This is a genomic window from Burkholderia sp. AU45274, from assembly GCF_030482505.1.
Classification (GTDB): Bacteria; Pseudomonadota; Gammaproteobacteria; order Burkholderiales; family Burkholderiaceae; genus Burkholderia.
The window spans coordinates 537,279-558,687 of record NZ_JAUJQE010000002.1; the positions used below are offsets into that span (position 1 = coordinate 537,279).

24 protein-coding genes are annotated in these 21,409 nt (G+C 66.0%); 13 read left to right on the forward strand and 11 right to left on the reverse strand.

From position 1 onward, the window contains the following. Positions 1–57: 57 nt before the first annotated feature. The 3 genes from QZM35_RS11240 to QZM35_RS11250 form a co-directional block, all read right to left on the reverse strand. A complete protein-coding gene (locus QZM35_RS11240) occupies positions 58–1,887 on the reverse strand; it encodes an amino acid adenylation domain-containing protein (RefSeq protein WP_301776057.1) in 1,830 nt (609 codons plus the stop codon). Next, complete coding sequence (locus QZM35_RS11245; protein ID WP_301775913.1) at positions 1,880–3,076, reverse strand: thioesterase domain-containing protein; 1,197 nt, start codon at positions 3,074–3,076, stop codon at positions 1,880–1,882. The genes QZM35_RS11240 and QZM35_RS11245 overlap by 8 nt, the downstream gene beginning before the upstream one ends. A 458-nt stretch (positions 3,077–3,534) precedes the next feature. Further along, positions 3,535–3,777 carry a hypothetical protein gene (locus QZM35_RS11250; protein WP_143329833.1) on the reverse strand — a complete coding sequence of 81 codons (243 nt, stop codon included), beginning with the start codon at positions 3,775–3,777 and terminating at the stop codon, positions 3,535–3,537. A 36-nt stretch (positions 3,778–3,813) separates the two neighbouring features. Between QZM35_RS11250 and QZM35_RS11255 the strand changes: the two genes are divergently transcribed. The 4 genes from QZM35_RS11255 to QZM35_RS11270 all read left to right on the forward strand — a co-directional run bounded on the left by QZM35_RS11255 (position 3,814) and on the right by QZM35_RS11270 (position 8,304). After that, the gene (locus QZM35_RS11255; protein ID WP_143329832.1) at positions 3,814–5,004 is read left to right on the forward strand and encodes a hypothetical protein; all 1,191 of its coding nucleotides are present in this window, start codon (positions 3,814–3,816) and stop codon (positions 5,002–5,004) included. Next, positions 5,001–5,726 carry an SDR family oxidoreductase gene (locus QZM35_RS11260; protein ID WP_217481523.1) on the forward strand — a complete coding sequence of 242 codons (726 nt, stop codon included), beginning with the start codon at positions 5,001–5,003 and terminating at the stop codon, positions 5,724–5,726. The genes QZM35_RS11255 and QZM35_RS11260 overlap by 4 nt, the downstream gene beginning before the upstream one ends. A 530-nt stretch (positions 5,727–6,256) precedes the next feature. Then, positions 6,257–7,159: a hypothetical protein gene (locus tag QZM35_RS11265; RefSeq protein WP_089425470.1), complete on the forward strand. Its 903-nt coding sequence runs from the start codon at positions 6,257–6,259 to the stop codon at positions 7,157–7,159. 437 nt (positions 7,160–7,596) lie between these two features. Then, the gene (locus QZM35_RS11270) at positions 7,597–8,304 is read left to right on the forward strand and encodes an SDR family NAD(P)-dependent oxidoreductase (RefSeq protein WP_089425469.1); all 708 of its coding nucleotides are present in this window, start codon (positions 7,597–7,599) and stop codon (positions 8,302–8,304) included. Positions 8,305–8,335: 31 nt separating this feature from the next. Here the strand turns inward: QZM35_RS11270 and QZM35_RS11275 are convergent, their stop codons facing one another. Continuing rightward, a complete protein-coding gene (locus tag QZM35_RS11275) occupies positions 8,336–9,301 on the reverse strand; it encodes a LysR family transcriptional regulator (protein WP_089425468.1) in 966 nt (321 codons plus the stop codon). 212 nt (positions 9,302–9,513) lie between these two features. Between QZM35_RS11275 and QZM35_RS11280 the strand changes: the two genes are divergently transcribed. From QZM35_RS11280 to QZM35_RS11300, 5 genes are all read left to right on the forward strand, one after another. Next, the gene (locus tag QZM35_RS11280; protein WP_089431105.1) at positions 9,514–9,978 is read left to right on the forward strand and encodes a RidA family protein; all 465 of its coding nucleotides are present in this window, start codon (positions 9,514–9,516) and stop codon (positions 9,976–9,978) included. A gap of 264 nt (positions 9,979–10,242) precedes the next feature. Continuing rightward, positions 10,243–10,662: an organic hydroperoxide resistance protein gene (locus QZM35_RS11285; protein ID WP_301775914.1), complete on the forward strand. Its 420-nt coding sequence runs from the start codon at positions 10,243–10,245 to the stop codon at positions 10,660–10,662. A 71-nt stretch (positions 10,663–10,733) separates the two neighbouring features. Continuing rightward, positions 10,734–11,060 (forward strand): DUF4148 domain-containing protein, encoded by a 327-nt coding sequence (locus tag QZM35_RS11290; RefSeq protein ID WP_089425924.1) that lies wholly within the window; start codon positions 10,734–10,736, stop codon positions 11,058–11,060. Positions 11,061–11,121: 61 nt separating this feature from the next. Then, positions 11,122–11,451, forward strand: a complete 330-nt coding sequence (locus QZM35_RS11295; protein WP_301775915.1) for a DUF4148 domain-containing protein — start codon at positions 11,122–11,124, stop codon at positions 11,449–11,451. Between the two features lie 73 nt (positions 11,452–11,524). Beyond that, complete coding sequence (locus QZM35_RS11300; protein WP_089425465.1) at positions 11,525–11,854, forward strand: DUF4148 domain-containing protein; 330 nt, start codon at positions 11,525–11,527, stop codon at positions 11,852–11,854. 219 nt (positions 11,855–12,073) lie between these two features. Here the strand turns inward: QZM35_RS11300 and QZM35_RS11305 are convergent, their stop codons facing one another. Further along, the gene (locus QZM35_RS11305) at positions 12,074–12,805 is read right to left on the reverse strand and encodes a class I SAM-dependent methyltransferase (RefSeq protein WP_089425464.1); all 732 of its coding nucleotides are present in this window, start codon (positions 12,803–12,805) and stop codon (positions 12,074–12,076) included. Positions 12,806–12,848: 43 nt separating this feature from the next. Beyond that, the gene (locus QZM35_RS11310; protein ID WP_089425463.1) at positions 12,849–13,376 is read right to left on the reverse strand and encodes a DedA family protein; all 528 of its coding nucleotides are present in this window, start codon (positions 13,374–13,376) and stop codon (positions 12,849–12,851) included. 284 nt (positions 13,377–13,660) lie between these two features. Here QZM35_RS11310 and QZM35_RS11315 point away from each other — a divergent pair, with 284 nt between their 5' ends. From QZM35_RS11315 to QZM35_RS11325, 3 genes are all read left to right on the forward strand, one after another. Continuing rightward, on the forward strand, positions 13,661–14,326 hold the full coding sequence (locus tag QZM35_RS11315; protein WP_089425462.1) for a response regulator transcription factor: 666 nt from the start codon (positions 13,661–13,663) through the stop codon (positions 14,324–14,326). Continuing rightward, complete coding sequence (locus QZM35_RS11320; RefSeq protein WP_301775916.1) at positions 14,323–15,708, forward strand: ATP-binding protein; 1,386 nt, start codon at positions 14,323–14,325, stop codon at positions 15,706–15,708. Before QZM35_RS11315 ends, QZM35_RS11320 begins: the two co-directional genes overlap by 4 nt. A gap of 96 nt (positions 15,709–15,804) precedes the next feature. Then, the gene (locus tag QZM35_RS11325; RefSeq protein WP_089431100.1) at positions 15,805–16,521 is read left to right on the forward strand and encodes a GNAT family N-acetyltransferase; all 717 of its coding nucleotides are present in this window, start codon (positions 15,805–15,807) and stop codon (positions 16,519–16,521) included. 48 nt (positions 16,522–16,569) lie between these two features. Here QZM35_RS11325 and QZM35_RS11330 read toward each other — a convergent pair whose 3' ends face one another. The 4 genes from QZM35_RS11330 to QZM35_RS11345 all read right to left on the reverse strand — a co-directional run bounded on the left by QZM35_RS11330 (position 16,570) and on the right by QZM35_RS11345 (position 18,920). After that, a complete protein-coding gene (locus QZM35_RS11330; protein WP_089431099.1) occupies positions 16,570–17,025 on the reverse strand; it encodes a MarR family winged helix-turn-helix transcriptional regulator in 456 nt (151 codons plus the stop codon). A 102-nt stretch (positions 17,026–17,127) separates the two neighbouring features. Then, positions 17,128–17,256 carry a hypothetical protein gene (locus QZM35_RS11335; protein ID WP_256976606.1) on the reverse strand — a complete coding sequence of 43 codons (129 nt, stop codon included), beginning with the start codon at positions 17,254–17,256 and terminating at the stop codon, positions 17,128–17,130. Then, a complete protein-coding gene (locus tag QZM35_RS11340) occupies positions 17,253–17,624 on the reverse strand; it encodes a GFA family protein (protein WP_089425458.1) in 372 nt (123 codons plus the stop codon). The genes QZM35_RS11335 and QZM35_RS11340 overlap by 4 nt, the downstream gene beginning before the upstream one ends. A gap of 195 nt (positions 17,625–17,819) precedes the next feature. Beyond that, complete coding sequence (locus QZM35_RS11345) at positions 17,820–18,920, reverse strand: nitronate monooxygenase family protein (RefSeq protein WP_301775918.1); 1,101 nt, start codon at positions 18,918–18,920, stop codon at positions 17,820–17,822. Positions 18,921–19,519: 599 nt separating this feature from the next. Between QZM35_RS11345 and QZM35_RS11350 the strand changes: the two genes are divergently transcribed. After that, complete coding sequence (locus QZM35_RS11350) at positions 19,520–20,125, forward strand: 5-formyltetrahydrofolate cyclo-ligase (protein ID WP_256976604.1); 606 nt, start codon at positions 19,520–19,522, stop codon at positions 20,123–20,125. A 128-nt stretch (positions 20,126–20,253) separates the two neighbouring features. Here QZM35_RS11350 and QZM35_RS11355 read toward each other — a convergent pair whose 3' ends face one another. Continuing rightward, entirely contained in the window at positions 20,254–21,387 is a 1,134-nt protein-coding gene (locus QZM35_RS11355) for an AAA family ATPase (RefSeq protein WP_301775919.1), read from the reverse strand. Positions 21,388–21,409: the final 22 nt, after the last annotated feature.

Sequence of the window (21,409 nt, forward strand, 5' to 3'; positions counted from 1 at the left end):
TCCGTCTGGAAGACCCGGTGCCGCGCGCGCCATTGCGCGCGGCGTCCGGTGTCGTTCTCATGCCGTTGCAAGCCGCGAGTGGATTTCCCGCGAAAGAAGGTCGATCGTGTAGTACTCGAACATGTCTTCGGCACGGAGGGACACCCCGAAGGTGGCGCTGAGCCGCAGCGACAGCGCCTGTACGCCCAGCGAATCGAGCCCGATATCCGCGAACGGTTCGTCCCGGTCGATCAACGCATCGCTGCCCAGGCCGATCAGCTGGGCCAGCGCGCGGCCGATTTCGGACTCGACGTCGTTGGCCGGCACGTCATCCGCCCGGGTGCGCTCGCTGGCCTGGCGGCAGAGGTCGACGAGCGCGCGCCGGTCCGCCTTGCCGCTCGTCGCCTGGCGCGGGATCTCCGCGACCGCGACCCAGTCCTTCGGCAGCCAGGCGGCCGGCAGCGCGTGGGCAGCGGTTTCGCTCAGTGTTCGCATCCACGCGGTGTCGTGGCCGTCGGCCAGAACCACAATGGCGGTCAGCCGGTCGCCGACGACGAGCGCGGTGGCATCGCGAACCAGCGGCGAGCGCAGCACCGCGGATTCGATCTCCGCCAGTTCGACGCGCTGGCCGTTGATCTTCACCTGGTCGTCCACGCGCCCCACACAGTGGACGAGGCCGTCTGCATCGACCCGGCAGATGTCGCCCGTCAGGTAGATGCGCGAGTACACCGGCAGGTCACCGGTCTCGAACAGCGGATTCGCGATGAAGCGCCGCGCCGTTTCCGCGGCGTCGTTCACGTAGCCGTTGGCCAGCGCCGCGCCGCTGATGCAGAGCTCGCCCTCCTCCCCCGGCGTCGTGGGCACGATCGTGTCGGTCACGCCGTCCGCCGCGGTTCGACGCAGGTAGAAGCGCGTGTGCGAAACCGGTGCACCGATCGGCAGCGAATCCCGCGGCGCGTCGTCAAACGGCCATGCGCTCGCCATGATCGTCGCCTCCGTCGGCCCGTACACGTTGTGGACGACCGTGTTGGGCAACAGGCGCCGGGCGCGCTCCGCGAGCGACGGACGGAAGACCTCGCCGCCGACGCAGATCGCCTTCAGGCTCGTGCATTGATCGAAGCCCGGCGTTTGCGTGATGAGGTTGAACATCGTCGGCACGGTGGTGATGTGCGTGGCCGCATGCCGCCGGATCGCGGCCACGATCTCGACGCTGTCGATCCGGTGCGTGCCGCCGAGAAAGCACACCGTCGCGCCGATTGTCAGCGGCGCGAGCAGCTCGTGCATGGAGGGGTCGAAACACGGGTTGATGCTTTGCAGCCAGCGATCGTCCTCGCGGAAACCGAGGTAGTCGATGATCCAGCTGAAGTGATTCCACGCCGCGGCATGCGAGACGGCAACGCCCTTCGGCAGCCCGGTGGAACCGGACGTGAAGATGATGTAGAGCGGATCGTGCAGTTCGGCACCCAGCCCGAGATTGTCGGACGACAACTGGCTCGCCCGATTCAACGCCGCATAGACGTCGCTTTGCGGCACGTCGCCGAGCTGCGTCATCGCACGACCTTCCAGGGCCGTCAGCACGAACGCGATGCGCGCGCGCTGGACCATGTGACGCATCCGGTCCTCGGGGCACGCGGCGTCGACCGGCACGTAGACGGCCCCGCACTTCAGGATGGCCAGTAACGCGACGAGCCTGACAGGATCGTGATCCGTGCACACGCCGACGGCCTCGCCGGCGCGGATGCCGACTTCATCGCGCAGGAAACGCGCCAGCCGGTTCGCGCGCGCGTTCATCTCACCGTAGGTCACGCTTTCGCGCTCCGAGAGGGCCGCGATTCGATCGGGTGCCGCTGCGGCGCGCTGCTCGAAGGCCAGATGCGGGATGTGGGGTGAATAGATGGGTTCAGTCATCGCAGGATTCAGGACGAAGGGATTGAACGATCGAAGCGACACAGGCGACGTGCGGCTCCGAGAGCATTGAAAAGTGATTGCCGGGTACTTCGATGCCCTGCACGCGATGCTGCAGCGCGTGCGCATGCCAGTCGGGCAGCAGCGGCTCGCGTGCGTGCAGGCATGCCACGCGCGCGGCCGGGGCCGCGGCGGTGCGGTGGGACTTCAGCAATGCCAGGCACGTGCGGCGCATGTCGAGCACCTCGCGCAGGCGGGCGGCGGGCATGCGCCGACGCAGGCAGGCGTCGATTTCGCTGTCGCTGGGCGATTCGGCGAGGACGCGATCGGCTTCCGCCGGCGGAAACATCGCCTTGAGCAGCGTGACGCGCTCCGTGCGGTCGTCGCTCACACGCTCGCGGGCCGCCAGGGCCAGCGACGGATCGAGACTGACCACGACGCCCAGGCGCTTGCCGCGCTGCTCCAGCAGGGCGGCCATTTCGCGCGCCACCACCGCACCGAACGAGTGACCGCCGATCCAGTGGAAAGGCCGGTCATCGATCTCGCACAGGGCATCGACATAGCGGTGCGCGAGGTCCTTCAGGTCGGTGGCCTGCGCGAGTTGCGCCGGCACCCCGCGAAACGCCCTGACGATGAACGGCAGCCGCGCGGCCAGCGGCGCGAACGGCACGACGCTGCCGTCGGCGCCGTGAATCAGGGTCAGCACGGCATCGCTTGCGTCGCGCGCCGGGCGTCCGGCGAGCACGCGGGTGACGTCGACGATCGGATCGACGGCCAGCTGATCGGCGAGCTCGGCTGCGGTGTGACGCCACCTGTCGCCGATGGCGGCCGCGAGCGCCGGCGCGCCGGCAACGCTCACCTGCCATGCGTTCGCGTGCGTCGGGTCGTGCGGCCGCAGCAGGATGGGGCCGTGCGCGCCGCCGCGGACCTCGAGCTCCCATTGATCGATGGCGGCGCCGGCGTCCGCGCCCCCCGCCGCGTCGAGACGATCGGCGACCCGTCGAACCAGCGTGCGGAAAGCCCCGGCGATCTCGGGCGATCCGATCGAGATCGCCGGGGGCGCAGCGCCGACGGCCGAGCGTCTGCGGATCGTGATGGTCGTGTCGTTGCCGCCATCGATGCCCCGCACCCCGGCGCGGCACAACGCCGCGAGAAAACCGTAATGGAGCGGCGCTCCGAGAACCTGGGCCATGCTGGCCCGCAGGCGCGGGGCGATATCGTCCGTCCGCATCATTCTGTATTTACCCGATTTGCAAACCGCACGTTTCTTTGAACATGCTAAAAATATATTAAATATCAAATCACTGTTGCGGAATGTGATTAGACAATCAAAATCCGTTGTCGTGAACCTGCAATATCTGACAGATATCCCTGACACAAGCATCAGGTGTCATCGGCGTGAATAAAGCTGTCTGTTCTGACAGCGATCATTTCGAGAAAATAGTCGATACAATCCTCCCCCGCTCCACCCTGATACGTCTTGAAAATCAATTAAATCAACATCGGACCATCGAGAGGTTTTAAATGGAAGTGAAAGCACCTGAGAGCGAATCGGCCCGGTCGATTCGGCAAGAAATCGCGTCGTTCCTGCGCAGCAAAAGCAATCTCCCCGTCACCGCGGAACACGCGACGGAGAAGCTTCTCGCCAAATCACTGGACCTCGACGAAATCTCGCGCCGTCGCGAGGCGTTCTCGACGCATGCGGAGATCGACAGCACCGCGGTGCTTGCGAACTACGAACTTCTGCATGGCGTGAAATACCTGGATCGACTCATAAACTGCGAAAAGCAGCAAATCGATGCAAAATGTATTGTCGCCATCTTCAGAGGGACGGAAATCTGCCTGAATAACATTTCCGTCCTCGCCGACCGGATCATCGACGACGTCAGCCATTCCCGCTTCGGCGACGTGTCGGTCAAGATTTCGTGGATGAATCATTTCAACGATTCCCTGTACCGCTTTTCGCAGTTGCTGGTGCAAACGGATCTCGGGCGCAATGGCGGGGACTTTCTGTCGATCGAGGATTCGTCCACCTATCAGGCTGCCGCGAAAAAAACCGAAGCGATGTACGAAGCGCTGAAATCGGCGCCGGAAGCGGTCGGTGACGTTTCGGAGAAGGACCTCGACGATCCGCAGCGCTTCACGTTCTTTCACACCTTCGTCAATACCAATTACGAAACGATCTGGCTGGCCGTGCTGCGCCACGTTCGCGTGCCGGGCGTGTTTCGTCTCGAGGGCGAGAGCGCCGAGCAGTTCTATCAGCGGGTCGTGCAGAACGACGAGGTGCGCGATGCGGTCACCTGCGTCGACCTCAAGGATCCGACGTACCTGATGCAGTTCCGTGCGTACCACCAGATCAGCGAAGTCCTCGTGGGCCTCGTCAACGACGTGATCGCGGATTCGATCCTGGCGCTCGTGAACGAAGCGAACGAGTCGTTCGAGCATGAGGCGACGTCGCTGGCGCTGTGCAACAAGTTGCTGCAGATCGTCACCGACAACATCAAGCCGATCGTGCGGACGCTGAGTCCGAAGGCCTACTTCGCGATCCGGCCGGCGCTTGGCATCACGAGCGGGTCTCACTCGCACAATCTGCGCAAGGGGCTGTTCCTGACGATCTACCCGCTGCTGGTCCGTTCGCTCCGCCTGCGGCTGATGGCGTTCAACGACACTGCCGCGCGCGACGACGACGCCGTGCTCGAGCAGGCGCAACAGGTGCTGCGCCTGAACACGCAACCGGCGCTCGCCGCGATGATTCGCCAGACGGTCTACGTGTACCAGTACGTGCGGACATGGCGTGACGAGCACATCCAGTTCGTCAAGACGCAGATCGGTGTGAGTCCGGAAGACAACACGCCGACCGCCTCGATTTCGGGCGCCGAAAACGCGGCCCAGACCGCGCACAACTTCCGCAACTCGCACATGAACGATCCGATCGGCCCGCTTTACGAGGCGACGCTCGGCAAACGGCCGCCCGCCCCGTTCTCGATCGTCCATCCGGGACGTTTTGACGAGCACATGGCGTTCTTCACGGCGAATGCGGTCAAGGCGATGTATGCCGACGTGCAGCAACGCGCGCAGCGCAAGCGCGACCGCGGGGTCCGCACGGGAGGCGCGTCGTGACGACATTGCCGCTGGTGATGGTGACGGGCGCGAGCTCCGGCATTGGCGCGGCGGTCGCGCGTGCGTTCGCGGCGCTCGGGCATCCGCTGCTGCTGGTGTCGCGGCGGTTGGCGGAGCTGCAGGCGCTCGATTTGCCCAACGCCGCATGCGTTGCGGCGGACGTGACCGACGAGTGTGCGGTGCGGGCCGCGGTGCAGGCCGCGCAGGCGCAGTTCGGCGGTGTCGACTGCCTCGTGAACAGCGCGGGAACGATGCTGCTCGGCGAGCCGCTCGAACAATCGGCCGACGAACTGCGAACCATGCTGGACGTGAACGTCGTCGGGACGATGAACGCGATTCAGAGCGTGCTGCCCGGCATGATCGAGCGGCGGCGCGGCAGCATTTTCAACGTCAGCTCGATCACCGGCCGCCAGGCCTTTCCATTTCATTCGGCGTATTGCGCATCGAAATTCGCGGTGCACGGCATGTCGGCCGCGCTGGGCGCCGATCTCGGCCAGCACAATATCCGCGTGTCGACCATCGCGCCGGGCGTGGTTGACACGCCCCTGCTCGACGCCACCACGTCGGAGTCCGCCAAGACGATGTTTCGCGAGTGGATGAGTTCGCTGGCTTCGGTGCTGCATCCCGACGACGTCGCACGCGCGGTGTGCTTCGCCTATGCGCAGCCGCAGCACGTCTGCATGAGGGAGATCTTCCTGACGTCCACCGCGCAAACGTCCTGAAGCCAACCCGCTCGCGATTCGTCGTGAGGTGTCGGGCAGGCGGATCGGGTGTCGGCTGCCGGCTGCCGCAATCGTGAGGGAACTGCCGGCGGAGGTTGCCGGCTGGTCCGATCCTGCCAGTCGAAAACCCTCGAAACGCGACTCGATGAACTGCGCCCCAAAGGCCGGATAGCGATCCGGCTTTCGGGGCGCTTTTCGTGGAGCGCTGTCTGCCGGTCGCGGACAGGTGCCCCGCTCGCCTGCCGCCTCGCAAAGTATCCGGCGGGCGATGCTGACCGCGGCATGCTCGGCCACCGAGACTGACGCGTTTGCCGACTGGTCAGTTTTGAAATGAAATCACGCTATTGTGATAAGAAAAGTTATCTTGTCGGGCGTGAAATCTCTCGTATTCGCCTTGTTTCCGGCGACTCAGCATGACCTGCGCTGCCCGGATTTGCCCCAAGTATTCGGCAGCGGCGCCACTGAGCGGTGCTCACGGGCGGCGCAACGGCGTTAAGATCGGGGCCGCGCATTCACCGGAGCCCTGCTCTATGCGATTTTTTCTCTTGATCATCGTGACAGCGCTGCTTGCGGCCTGTAGCCACGCTCCGCAAGTGGCCACGAAAGCAATGCCGCCAGCACCCGGCGCGGACCGCGACCGGACAGCCTTGATCGACGCTTTCGTGAAGCGGTTGGCCGATGTTGCGAATTCAGGAGAGATGTTTGACGTTGATGCGACGATGCACCGGCTCGATCTGCGCTACCAGGCGGACACCATCGGTAGTGCCCCGTTAGCACCGAACTGTCATGGCGACTGCAACGCCAGAAGGATCAATCGCACGACCGTCATCGCGGATACGCCAAATTGGTATCAACCCACCCAATTCACGTGGCTATCGAACGAGTCGACCGTAAATGCGGCGCTTCCGCCAGCATTCGAATATGCCGTCGACCATCCACCGCAGGACACGACGCGTGCCATGCTGAAATTCGCGTCCCTGAGCCGGTTCGCCTGCATCACGGAGGCCGATGTCGTTCATGCACTGCCCACCGCTCATCAGACTGGCGGCAGCATTGGCGCACCGTTCGCAGTCAAGTTTTTCGGGACACAGGGGCTAACCAACGACGATTTCGGTACATGGCTCACCTTCTGGTTTGAGCGGGGTTCGCCATGTGCGCAAGAGGTCAAGATCGAGCAAGATCAGAAGCAGGGAATGCGGTTCAAGCGGGCAGTGTGGAATCACGACCTGTGTGTCGCAGAAGAACAGCATGACTATTGTGTGGCACACGGCGGCCTCGATGTCAGCGCAGCCGACCTTAAAGGGATCGACGCATACGTGAACGCGCATTGCCCGACCATCCAGGCAATGTACGCGAAGGAGCCGCACACCGGTCAGCCGCCGCCGAGTGGGCGGGTCGGAAACTGGAATCGCCGGAATCCATGCGGTTTTTAGCGGATGGTCACCGACACTGAGTTGGCGGGATCGCGTTCAAGGTGGGCGGAGCAAGGTTGCTCGACCATGCGTATGTTGACAGTAGCGAAATGCGGCCTGATCAACCAGAGGACGCGTTCGATCCCGTGGTTTCCGGTCTAGTCAACGATCCGGATCCTCCGCAGTTAAGTTTAGAATATCGCCGGCATTTCGGCCGGTCTCCCAGTAAAGCGGCCGAGCTCGTACATCGGTCGGGCGACGCCAGGGCAATGCCCGACCTTGGTTCGTCCGAGTGAGCCACCCTGGCTGCCCCCTCCCCGCATTTGTTCCCCCGACGCAAGACTGTTGCTCCACGGTGGGTGTTCGAGATCGCAACCGGCGCGCCTACAGTTCGCCCATCGGATTCACGGATCCGGTCGGCACCGAAGCCGAGAACCCTTCACTTATCGAGGCAAATCATGAGCGCATCCAGAGTCATCATCGTCACCGGTGCATCGCAAGGCATCGGCGCGGCAACGGTCGACGCATTCCGGGCCCGCGGCCATCGCGTCGTCGCAACGTCACGTTCGATCGGGCCGTCGAACGATCCGGACCTCGTCACCGTCGCGGGCGACATCGGCGACGCGGCCGTCGCACGGCGCGTGGTCGACGCCGCGATCGAACGCTTCGGCCGCGTCGACACGCTCGTCAACAACGCGGGCATCTTCATCGCGAAGCCGTTCACGCAGTACACCGCGGACGACTACGCGCAGATCACGAACGTCAACCTGAGCGGCTTCTTCCACGTCACGCAGCATGCGATCGCCGCGATGCAGAAACACGGCGGCGGCCACGTGGTCAGCATCACGACGAGCCTGGTCGATCACGCGAACAGCAACGTGCCGTCGGTGCTTGCGTCGCTGACGAAAGGCGGATTGAATGCGGCGACGAAGTCGCTCGCGATCGAGTATGCGAAGGCCGGCATTCGCGTGAATGCGGTATCGCCCGGGATCATCAAGTCGCCGATGCACGCGCCCGAAACGCACGCGACGCTCGCGTCGCTGCATCCGGTCGGCCGCATGGGCGAAATGAGCGACATCGTCGACGCGATCCTGTACCTGGATTCGGCGCCGTTCGTCACGGGCGAGATCCTGCATGTCGACGGCGGCCAGAGCGCCGGGCATTGAGACGCGGCGTCGACACCGCGAGCCGGCGCGCCTAACGCGATGCGCCGGCTCGTTTGGCGCGTTTCTCGGCCGGCTGCCCGGCCGGCGCGCGCGCCAGATGCTCGACGAGAAAGTCGACGAACACGCGTACGCGCGACGACAAAAAGCGCGCATGCGGATACAGCAGCATGAACGGCAGCGACCGCCCGCCGAGGCCGGGCAGCACTTCCACGAGCGTGCCGGCCCGCAGATCCTGCTCGACGACGAAGCGATAGGTCTGGAACAGGCCCGCGCCGCTGCGCGCGAGCGTCACACCGGCGAGATAGTCCCCCGACGTGCCATAACTGCCGGTCGTCGTGACGTCGATCCCCTCCGATCCATCGATGAACAGCCACGGAATCGTCCGCCCGCTGCTCGGCAGCTCGAACTGGATGCATTCGTGTGCATGCAGGTCGTCGACGGCGGTCGGCATGCCCGCGCGCTTCAGGTAGCCGGGCGCCGCGACGATCACGAGTTCGGCATCCTCCAGCTTGCGTGCGATCAGGTTCGAATCGGCCGGCGCGCGGCCGCGGATCGCGAGGTCGTAGCCTTCCTCGGCGAAGTCGATGTTGCGGTTGCTCAGGTGGGTGTCGACGCGCACGTCCGGATAGCGCTCGCGAAACGCTGGCAGCAGCGGCAGCACGCGATAGTGCCCGTACGGTGTCGGCATGCTGATCCGCAGCACGCCGGCGGGCGTTGCCTGCTGGCCGGTCGCCTCGCGCTCCGCGTCGACCAGTTGCGACAGCGCGTCGCGACATTGCTCGAAGTAGCGGCGGCCGGAATCGGTCAGGCGGATCTGGCGTGTCGTGCGCACGAACAGCCGCACGCCGAGACGCGCCTCGAGCCGCGCGACCGACCGGCTGACCGCGGCCGGCGTGACGCTCGCCGCGTTCGCCGCCAGCGTGAAGCTGCCGAGTTCGGCGGCGAGGCAGAACAGCTCGATGCTGCCCAGCAGCAGATCGTCGAATTGTCGTTGCATGAGGCGATTCCTGCCGTCTGCGGCGCGTGGCGCGCGATGACGCCGAGTGTGCATGAATCTCGTGGCGGAAACCAGCGGGCGCACACGACGCGATTCGTTACACCGCGTCGTGAATCAATTGCGCGGCTGACATTTACCGGCTTCGGCCGCCTGGCTACAGTGACTCACAGGCCGGACCGATCGCCGAACCCCTTTCCTGCAAGGAGCACGACATGACCGTCGAACAGAAACTGGCCGACCTCGGCCTCGCGTTACCCGAGCCGCCGAACCCGCTCGGCAGCTATACGGCCGCCAGCGAAGCCGGCAACCTGCTGTTCGTCTCCGGACAACTGCCGCTGGTCGACGGCAAGATTGCCTATACCGGCCGCGTCGGGGAGCAGTTGAACGTCGACGAAGGCAAGCATGCCGCCCGGCTCGCGGCGCTGAACGTGCTCGCGCAGATTCGCCGGCACCTGGGCGGGTTCGAGCGCCTGCGCAAGATCGTGCGCGTCGAGGGGCACGTGAGTTCGTCCGACGGCTTTTTCGGGCAGCCGGCCGTGATCGACGGCGCGTCGGACCTGTTCGCCGCCGTGCTGGGCGAAAAGTCGGGCCACGCGCGCTCGGCGTTCTCCCAGCGCCAGTTGCCGGCCGATGCGGCCGTGATCCTCGTCGTGATCGCCGAGATCGACCCGGCCTGACCGATCGGCCGCCCTGCGCGGCGGCCAGCCGTTCCCGGGGCGTTTTCACCGGCCCTGCCCGGATGCGTCGCGCGTCGAATATCGGGGATCGATCGCCGGAATGCCTTCTCCCGCAAGGCTGTACACGTTCCAGATACATTGAAATACAAAATATCGCATGCGATTTAATCGAATGCGCTTGACGAGGGTGGTCGTCTCAACGAAACTCCATCGCATGCGATCGAATCGCATCTGAAACAAACCACCCAACTGACGGAGCAAATGATGAGCAAGATCGAAAAAGTGCTGTACACGGGCAAGACGCATACGACTTCGGGCGGCCGTGACGGCGCGGCGCGCAGTGCCGATGGCCGCCTCGACATCCAGTTGTCGTCGCCGGGCAGCGCCGGCACCGGCACCAACCCGGAGCAGCTGTTCGCGGCCGGCTGGTCGGCCTGCTTCATCGGCGCGATGCAGCTCGCGGCGCGTGCCGCGAAGGTGACGCTGCCAGCCGATCTCGCGGTCGACGCCGAAGTGGATCTCGGCACCGCCGGCAATGCGTACTTCCTGCAGGCCCGGCTGAACGTGAGCGTGCCGGGGCTCGATCGCGACGTCGCGCAGCGCATCGTCGATGCGGCACACCAGACCTGCCCGTATTCGAAGGCGACGCGCGGCAACATCGACGTCGACATCCGTATCGCTTGAACGATGCATCAGGCGGCCTGGCGCCGCCTTGCCGAATGCCCGATTTCCTTTCTTTCCTTTTGAGGTGAATGATGAATACCCGACTGATCGCCGCCCTTCTCGTCGCTGTTTCGGCCACGGTTGCCGCACCGGCGTTCTCCAGCGAATCCACCGTGACGCGTGCACAGGTGCGCGCCGAGCTCGCGCAGTTGCAACAGGCCGGCTACCCGCTGAATCGCGCGACCGACGCCACCTATCCGAATGATCTCCAGGCTGCACTCACGCAGATCCATGCCACCGATGCGGTCGCCAGCAACGAGCAGGCGTCCGGCTACGGCAGCAACGGCGAGGCGGCAACGCAATCGGGCCGCCGGCATGCGGTCAGCGTGGCCGACCGCTCGGTGTATTTCGGTCATTGAGCGCGACGCATCGTCGATACGTGAACCCTGAATCCCTTCTATTTCTCTTCTGTCGAGGTAAATGATGAAAACCCAACTGATCGCCGCCCTTCTCGTGGCCGTTTCCGCCTCCGCTGCCGCACCGGCGTTCGCCGATGCAGCCGGCGTATCCCGCGCGCAGGTGCGTGCCGAGCTCGTCCAGCTCGAACAGGCCGGCTATCGGCCGGGCCGCGCGAACGATCCGCACTATCCGGACGATCTGCAGGCCGCACTGACGCGCATTCATGCGAACGACACCGCGGTGGCCGACGCAGCGACGTCCGGTTACGGCAGCGATGCCGCCGCCGCGACGCAGTCGGGCAGCCGGCACGCGACGCGAATCGTCGAACGCTCGATCTACTTCGGTCATTGAACGACACCGCGAACGGCGCCGGTGGCTGGCGCACGATGCGTAACCCCTGAACTCCACTTTCTTGTCGAGGTAAATGATGAAGACCCAACTGATCGCTGCCCTTCTCGTTGCCGTGTCGGCTGCCGTTGCCGCGCCGGCGTTTGCGGGTGACAGCACCGTGACGCGCTCGCAGGTGCGTGCGGAACTGGCCGCGCTGCAGCAGGCCGGCTACCTGCCGAACCGGCCCAACGACCCGAACTATCCGGACAATCTCCAGGCTGCGCTGCGCCGGGTTCACGACAACACTGCGGTCGCGGTCGATTCGCAGGTGTCCGGTTACGGCAGCGACGCCGGCAGTGCAACGCAGTCGGGCAGCCGCAGTGCGGTTCGCACGGCCGAGCGGTCGATCTACTTCGGCCATTGAGCATGGCGCGTCGGAATCGTCGCGCAAGGCGGGGCAACGTATGGGAAACGGGGGCGCACGAGCACGGTGCGTTCCTCGTCAGCCAGCGATGGAACGTAGCGTCATTGACATGCCCTGCGCGTTTGCGTCCGTGCGGGATTCGACAGCGCGCGGCGCCCACGCCGATCCCGGTTTTCGCGACCAGCGGCCAGCCAGACAGTAACCCCTACCCGAACGCGCTCATGATGCTGGACGTCCATCCGTCGATGGCCCGACGCCGCTCGAATGGCGTGATGGCGTATGGGGAAACCGGGTGATATCGATGCCGCGCAACGTGGTTGTTTCCGCAATCACATCGAGCTGCGGCCGTGCACCCGGCCACTGAGGTCGGGTCGTGTCGATCCGGCGTTCGAACCGATACACGATGGCGGGCGGCAAGTTCATCCACGCGACGCCGACCCGGACGGCACGAATACGCATGGCCTCCAGATAGCGTGCCGGAATCGGGCAGCGCGGCACATAGGTGAACTGGTAGAACGCGCCGTCGGCAGCCAGATGACGCGCGAACGCGCCGTGAACGATCGCGACGGCCTGTTCGACCGGCATCGCGACGAGTGGCAGCCCGCTCACGATCGCATCCGCGCGCGCCCCGCCGAAGAAATCCCCTGTCATGCCGAGCTGCGCCGCATCCATCCGCATGATCCGCAACGCGGGAAACCGATGTCGCAACGCGTCCGCGAAAGCCGGATCGGCTTCCACCAGCACGAGCCGGTCGCTCGCGACACCGCGCGCGAGCAGCGCCCGTGTGAACACGCCGGTGCCCGCGCCGAGTTCGATCACGGCGGCGCCGTCGCGCGGGATATCGGCGGTGATCAGCGCGGCGAGCGCGGGGCTGGATGGCGCAAGCGCGCCGACCCGGCGCGGATTGCGCAACCAGGTACGCAGGAACAGCATCCATTCAGGGATTCGCATCGACAGGCTCCAGGCGGGATCGATCGGTCAACGACATGTCGGGCTAGGCGGCCGCTTGCGCGGCCAGGTAGCCCGCCGTGATGAACAGCGTGTTCCAGAGCGCGATGCCGGCTGCGGCGCCGGACGCGAATCGCACGAAACTTGTTTCCAGCAAGCCGGCGAGCGCCGGCGCGACGAGCCGGACGAACGGCACCAGTTGCGACCAGAGGGCGAGCCGCGTGGGCCGCGCGCGAATGCCGTCGATCAGCGCGTCCATTCGTGCGGGCTGCAGCCTGCCTAGCGGCGCGACGCGGCGCAGCAGGGCCAGCACGCTGTCTTCCGGCCACAGGTTGCCGAGCGCGTAATGCAACAGGCAGCCCGCGAAGCTGCCGAGCGCCGTGACGACGATGGCTTCCGGCAGTGTCCATGCGCCCTGCGCGCTGGCGACGCCGATCGTCGTGAGGAGCACGTGGGACGGCAGCACCGGAATCAGCCGCTCGATCAGCGACAGGCCGACGAGGCAGGCGATGCTGTTGGCGCCGGCCACGCTGAGCGCGACGCCGAACGGGACGAGCGTGGTGAGCTGGTTCATCGCGCCGCTCCCGCGCGGCGAGTGCGCAACGCGTACAACGTGCACGACCTTCCATGCCAGAATGGCCCGCACCCGCACGGCGCGCAGATGGAGCCTCGCGCCGCATTGCGTTGCAGCAACGGAATTGATGGGTATGACACGGTCATCGCGAGCCTCTCGATAAAACGCCAGATGCATTGCACCGGCAATGCGGCGAATGGCACGCATCGTGGCCCCCGGGCTTTAAGAAGTTTTTAATCGCGGTCGGTCAGGCTGGCGACCTCGACAGTCGAGGAGCGAAACCGATGGATATCCTGCTGGTGGAAGACGATGTCATGCTGGCCGACGCCGTTTGCGCGGGCCTCAGGCAGAACGGCTGGCGCGCGGACTGGTCGGCCGACGTGCCGGCCGCGCGGCTCGCGCTCGTCGGCCACGACTACGACGCGGTGCTGCTCGACCTGCAACTGCCAGGCGCATCCGGCTTCACGCTGCTTGCTGCGATGCGCGCGAACTACGACCCGACGCCGGTATTGATCGTGACCGCGCGCGATCAGCTGAGCGACCGGATCCGCGGCCTCGATGCAGGCGCCGACGACTATCTCGTGAAGCCGTTCCAGCTCGACGAGCTCTATGCACGGCTGCGCGCGCTGACGCGCCGCAGCCAGGGCCGCGTGTCGGAGCGCCTGGTCTACCGCGACGTGCACGTCGATCCGGCGCGCAAGGAAGTCACGCGCGCCGGCGAACCCGTTGCGCTCAGCATCCACGAGTACCGCACGCTGCTCGCGCTGATGGAGCGGCAAGGCCGCGTCGTCACGCGCACGCAGCTCGAAGCGCGCGTCTACGGCAACGACAGCGAAATCGAAAGCAACACGATCGCGGTGTATATCCACCAACTGCGGCGCAAGCTTGGCGATGAGCTGATCGTGACGGTGCACGGCTTCGGCTATCGCGTCGGGGAGAACCCGGCATGAAGTCGCTACGCGTGCGCCTGCTCGCGACCGTGATGGCAGCGGTCGTCGTGTTCTGGGCGAGCTGGGGGGCGTTTCTCGGCATCGGCCTGTGGCGCGAGCAGCGCGGCTGGCGAGACGGCATGCTCGAGAGCGCCGCGCAACTGCTGCTGCTGTCGTTGCCGGATGCGATCGATCGCCTGCCCGAAGCGAACGCCCAGGCGGTGGTGCCGAACACCGCGTATGGCAAATACGACGTCGCGTTCCAGGTCTGGGTCGATGGCCGCAACGTGATGCACAGCGCGGATGCGCCGGGGCCGGCGCTCAAGGCGGACCTGCGGGACGGATACGGCGTGAGCACCGGGCGCGGCGCCGCGCACGACGAGACCTGGCGGGTCTATTCGCTGTCGGATCCGGCGGGCCGGATTCACGTTCAGACGGGCGGCCCGGCCACGACCTGGCAGGAGAAGGCGAGCAACGCACTGCAACTCGGCCTGTTCAATACGGCGGTGATGCTCGGGATGCTGGGCGTCGTGATCTGGTGGGTGATCCGCTGGTCGTTCGGGCCGGTGCGCGAGGTCCAGCGAGCGATCCAGCACAAGGCCGCGTTCGATTTCTCGCCGCTGCCGCTGGTGACGCTGCCGCGCGAACTCCGCCCGCTCGTCGAGTCGTTCAATCGCCTGCTGGCGCGGCTGAGTCAGGCCGTCGACACCGAACGCCGCTTCATCGGCGATGCCGCGCACGAGTTGCGCACGCCGCTGGCAGCGTTGTCGGCCCAGGCGGAAGTCGCGTTGCAGGCGGATAGTCTGGCGGACAAGAACGCGGCATTGCGTCGGCTCGCCATGGGCGTCGAACGCAGTGCGCGGCTCTCCGGGCAATTGCTCGAGCTGGCGCGGCTGGATGCCGGATCGCGCGTCGACCAGCACGGGCCGGTAGACCTGTCGCGACTCGTTGCGCTGATCGCGAGCGACTTCGACGCGGGCGCACATGCACGCCGACAGACGGTGCGGGTCGCGGTCGAACCGGTGCGCGTGTGGGGCGATCTGGACGAGATCGCGATTGCGGTGCGCAACCTGATCGACAACGCGCTGCGTTACGGCCGTGACGGCGGGCAGGTCGAGATCACGTGCGACGTCCCCGCCGATGCGGGCGGGACGCGGGTCAGGCTGCGGATCGCGGACGACGGGCCCGGCGTGCCGATCGGCGAGCGCGAGCGGATCTTCGAACGCTTTTATCGCGTACCGGGGACGGTGCAGCCGGGCAGCGGCATCGGCCTGTCGCTCGTCGCGCGAATCGCCGCGTCTCACGGCGGGTCGGTCGAGGTGACAGCCGGAATCGGGGGAAACGGGCTGGCGGTCGTCCTGTCGTTCCCGATATGGGTGGATCCGGAGCGCTGGCAGCGATAGCGCGGGCCGCGGCAAGTCGCGCTGTGCAGGCCGTGCCCGGCCCGCCCGATCCCGGTCTATGCTGTGCGATCGAAACCTTCAATCGAGGAGCAGCCGATGTCCGATGCAACGACCGGAACCGCGCCGGGCCGTGCGCACCCGCTCGACCGTGTGGTGTGGAATGCGCTGACGGGCAGGCAGCGTCGCTTGGCGCTCGGCCACGACCGTGCATGGCGGTTTCCGGCGGCGGTCGCGCCGTTTGCCGCGACGGAGGATACGAGCGCGGCGTCGTTCGATGCATTGCGTACACTGATCGCCGCTCACGGGCCGGCGGCACTGGTCACGCCGGACGAGATCGAGCCGCCGGCGGGATTGTCGGTGATCCGGCGCGCGAACCTGTTGCAGATGGTCTGGCAGCGGACGCGCGACCCGGCGCCCGAATCGGGTTACGTCACGCTCGGCGAAGCCGATGTGCCGGACATGCTCGCGCTGACCACGGCCGCGCAGCCCGGCCCGTTCGGCCCGCGCACGTTCGAGCTCGGCCATTACATCGGCATTCGCAGCGACGGCAGGCTGGCCGCGATGGCCGGCGAGCGGATGCAGGTCGACGGGTATACGGAAATCAGCGCCGTCTGCGTGGATGCCGCATTCCGCCGGCAAGGGCTGGCGGCGCGGCTGATGCGGGCGTTGATTGCGGAGATCGATGCGCGCGAGGATACGCCTTTCCTGCACGTCCTCACGTCGAACCAGGTGGCGATCGAGCGCTATCTCGCACTCGGTTTCGTCGTCCGCCGCGAGATGAACCTGCTGGTGCTGGGCGACGGGCACGCATGACGACGCGGCCGGCACGCGGGTCGTGTCGGCCGCAGTGTAACCGGGCGTTTATTCGTCGGTCGACCGGATCAGGTTGCCGCGCAGCGTGACGATCGCCTTCTGCATCTTCGCGAATTCGTCCGGCTTCAACCCGGTGGCTTCGACCAGGTTCATGTCGAGCCCCTTCTCGCGCACGCGGCGGCCGCTTTTCGTCAGGCTGACGAGCACCTGGCGTTCGTCCGACGGATCGCGGTGCCGCTCCAGGTAGCCCATCGCCTCGAGCTTCTTCAGGATCGGCGTCAGCGTATTGGATTCGAGGAACAGCTTCTCGCCGAGCTGGCCGACCGTCTGGTTGTCCTGCTCCCACAGCGCAATGATCGTGATGTATTGCGTATACGTGAGGCCGAGCGATTCGAGGATCGGCTTGTACGCCTTGCCGAACGCGAGGTTCGTCGAGTAGATCGCAAAGCACAGGAACTCGGACAACTTCGGTGCAGGGTCGGATGGGGTTTCGGTCGGTTTCATGAACGTCCTCCAGCGACGCGAACGGCCGCAGATGGACGCATTATATATCGCGTGCGATCTTATCGGAAGCATGATAATCGGTCTCGATGAACCGGCGCGCCGTCAGGCCGCCCTGCGGCGCTTGCCGGTCGGTGGACGGCTGACCGACAGCAGCGTGCATTGCACCGGATGCGCGATTTCGGTCGCGAGCCCGCCCGCGGCAAACAGCAGGATCATCAGCCAGCGTTTCATGCGTCCTCCACGACCGAGAGGCTCGCGCCGTCGGCGACCGTCGCGTCGAGCGCATACGGGTCGACGCCATCGAGGCAGCCGAGATTGACGCGCCAGCAGGCAGGATCCTTGCGCGTCTGATGGAACGGATAGATGCCGCAATGGCTGCAGAAATAGTGACGGGCCGTGCGCGTGTTGAACTGGTAGCACGTCAGCGCGCCCTCGCCTTCGACGATCTTCAGTTCGCTGGCGGCGAACATCGGGCTCATCAATGCGCCGCGCCGGCGGCACAGGCTGCAGTTGCAGCGCGTCGCCGGCGTAATGGCCGTTCGGACTTCGAATTTGACGGCCCCGCAATGGCAGGACCCTTTGAACCAGGTTGCAGACATGGCGCACTCCCGAAGAGGTCATGCCTGCTTTATAGCGGCCGCCCGAACTTGCGTTGTATCGCGATGTATCCGCAGTTCGTGCAGATACAGAACATTGCAAATTGACGGCGGGCGGCGACGTATCGGCGCGGCGACCAGGGTGCGTTCCCCGATCGCGGGCATGGGGCCGCGGCCCCATGCCCGCGAATCGTGCGATCAATCCAGCACGTGCTGCATCCGCTCGATCGCCGCCCGCGTTTCGCGTTCGAGCGCGGCGAACAGCTCGGCCGCCGGCAGCGGCCGCACGAGCGGCGCCGCCTGCCCGGCCCACTGCGCGCCGTAGCCGAATTCACCCTTTGCCTTCGCGGCCGCATGCAGTGCCTTGCCGGCGTCGTACGCGATTGGGTATGCGGGTATGGCCGGCGCGCGCGGGTCGTCGCCGAGCGTGGTGAAGCGATTCGCGAGGCCGCGTGCGATCCGGCCCGAGATCGCGGCGGTGAACGTCGTATGGCGTGCCGCATCGCCCAGCAGCGCGCGGCGATAGCCGTCGTCGATCGACGTCTCCGGGCACGCGACGAACGCGGTGCCGAGCTGGGCGGCCTGCGCGCCGAGCGCGAGCGCGGCGGCGATGCCCTCGCCGTCCATGATGCCGCCGGCGGCGATCACCGGCAGCGCGCACTCGCGCACGATCAGGCGCGTGAGTGCGAACGTGCCGAGGCGATCGTCGTGAGCGGTCGAATCGAACACGCCGCGGTGCCCGCCCGCTTCGATCCCCTGCGCGACGATCGCGTCGATGCCGGCGGCGGCGATCTGGCGTGCTTCGTCGAGGTTCGTCGCGGACGCGAACAGCGTGACGCCTGCGCGCTTCAGCGCGGCGATCACGTCCGCGGACGGCAGCCCGAAATGGAAGCTGACGACGGCCGGCTTTTCTTCGACGAGCAGCGCCTGCATGGCTTCGTCCGCGACGAAGCTCGTATAGATCTCCGACAGCGTGGCGGGCGGCGTCGCGCCGTATTCGCGGAACACCGGCGCGAGCCAGTCGAGCCACGCGCGTTCGACGGCCGCGTCGGCGTGCGCCGGCTGGTGGCAGAACACGTTGATGTTGAACGGCCTGTCGGTGAGCGCGCGCGTGTCGCGGATCATCTTGCGGGCGCCGTCGGCGTTCGTCGCGCCCACGCCGAGCGAGCCGAGCCCGCCCGCATTCGACACGGCGGCCGCCAGCGCCGGCGTGCTGACGCCGGCCATCGGCGCCTGGATGATCGGGGCGCGCATGCCGAGCGTGCGCAACAGCGTCCGGTGGTCGGTCGATGGATTCATGTCGCTTGTCTCCTGCAAGATTCGTCGTCGAAATGCGTCGGCCGGATGCGGGCCGACGCGCGTGGGTCGGGTTCGGATCGGTGCGCGTTCGTCGTGCATTGCGCGCGACCGGTCACGTGAGCGTCATGTCGGAAACGATGGGTAGCCGTGCGGTGCGGCGGTGTCTGTAATGCCGGCGACGCGACGGTGCTCGTTGTCGCCGCTTCCCGGTGCGGCACCGGTCACTGCGCCCATCCTACGCCAGCCCGCGCTCCGCGGGCCAGCCGCTATCGGCCGCGCGCCCAATGCGCAAGCTCCGCGCAGGGCGCCAGCAGCACGCCCGTCACGGAGAACACCGAATGCAGCCCCGGCGCGACGCCGATCTGCCCGCCTAACTGCGCGGGCCACGGCCGGATGGTGTTCGATGGTGACGCGCTTTGCCGGGGGATACTGCGCTTGCCGTTTTGGCCCTACAATGCGCAGGCGAAGAAACCGCATGATCGGCCGTCAGGGTGCCGCGTTCATCGAACGCAGCGTCCGACATTCAAGCGGTTCCGCTGAATAACCAACAACATCCAACAGCACACATGAAAAGAAGAACATTTCTCGCGCTGCCCGCCGTGGCAGCGTCCGGCATGCTCGCCGGCTGCGCCGACGCCGACATCGGCCCCATCACCAATCGCATGATGAAGGATCCGGAATACCGTGAAACGCTCTCGGCATTTCTGATCAGCGCGGACGGAAAGAGCCTCGTCGTCATCGGCAAGCAGTATCACTACATTTTCGATGTGCCGCCGGCCCTCGCCGTCAATCTCACGGCACCCTATCGCTCCAAGCTGTATACCGATTTCGACGATTTCGAGACGCACGGCGACAAGATCTCGGGGCGTTACGTGTTGCGGCTCGCGCGCGAGGACGCACCGGCCGGCTCCGAGCTTCGCGAGCGCGCGCTTGCCGACGGTTTCAAGGACGGGCGGTTTGAGCTGACGGAGAGAGGCACGATCACCGGAAAGCGTTATCAGCCGAACGATGTCACGCCTTCGTCGATCCCTCAGGCGTTCAATCACGCGTACAACGTCACGGTGATCGAGCGACCGTCGGTGCTCGGTAAGGGGGCGAAGATCGCGCTGTCGCCGATCACGATTGCAGCCGATGGTGCGCTCGGCCTGCTGGGTGTCGCGCTGGCGCCGATCGCACTTACCACGCTCCTCGTGCTGGCTCACTAGGGCCACGGCGTCGCGGCGTCACTGAGCTGCACGCTTGCACGACGCAGCGGAATGCATCGCTGAAATGAAACGAGCCGGTACGCCGCGGTAAATTGCGGCGTACCGGCTCGTGTCGTGACGTTGGCGCATCAGACTTCATACCGCACTGCGTGCGCTTCGGTGGGCAGCGGCAAATCCCAGCGCAACAGCATCGCCTCGAGCGCGCGGTTCGTCAGCGACGTGTCACGCCGCGCGTTGCGGCGCAACAGTTCCGCGCGCGGCTGTTCGAGGTAGACGAGCGTCACGTCGGCGTTGTATGCAAACAGCAGGTCGAGCGTCTTCTTGCGCATTAGCGGCGACAGGTTCGTCGCATTCCACACGAACGGTTGTTGCGCGCGCAACAGTGCCTTCGCGGCGTCGATAGCATGGTGCGCGACCGCGCCCTCGTTCTGCCCATGACGCAGACCCAATGCATCGCGCGCATCGTCGAACGACACGACCGGCAGATCCGGATGATGCCGCGCCACCCACGTGTTCTTGCCCGACGCAGGCAGGCCCGACATCACGACGACCTGCGCGCCCGGTGTGCGAAACAGCGGATAGTCGGGATGCACGTCCGCACCGCGAAAGTAGCTGAGCGCCGTGTGCGCATCGGCGAATGCACGCGGCTGGCCGTAGCAGCCCTCTTCCCGCGCCAGTTCGCGCAACAGTTCGATGTTGTCGAGCACGCGCTGCGTGTCGTCGCAGATGCGCCCGCGGATATCGGCTTCGGCAAGCAGGCACAGCAGCGGCAGGCTGACCTGCCATGACAGCTCGCGCGCGATGAACTCCGGCGTGCCGCGGCGCGACCCGCTCATCGCGAAGAACGGCACCTGGTGCACGGCGATCATCCGGCAGATCGCTTCGCGCACCGCGAACGGCACGCCGGCATCCCACAGTGCAATCCGCGCATCGATCGCGCCCTTGCGCGAGTGGCCGGGATGGCCGATCGCACCGGTAACGGGATCGATGACCGTCGTGCCGTGCTTCGCGATGTCGTGCAGCAGCGCGGCCAGGAACACGATCTCCTGGTCGCCACGCGATGCGGCCTGGTACTCGGGCAGCGCGAGCAGCGCATCGATCACCATCATCGTATGCGTCCACACGTCGCCTTCGCCGTGGTGCGCGGGCTCCTGCGGTGTCGCTTTCGCGTGTTCGAGCGCGGGAAATGCCGCGAGACACGCGTGATAGTCCGGCTGCCGGCCGGGTGCGGGCACGAGTGCCTGCAATTGTTCGTACTTCATGATCAAGACTCCTCTCGAAACG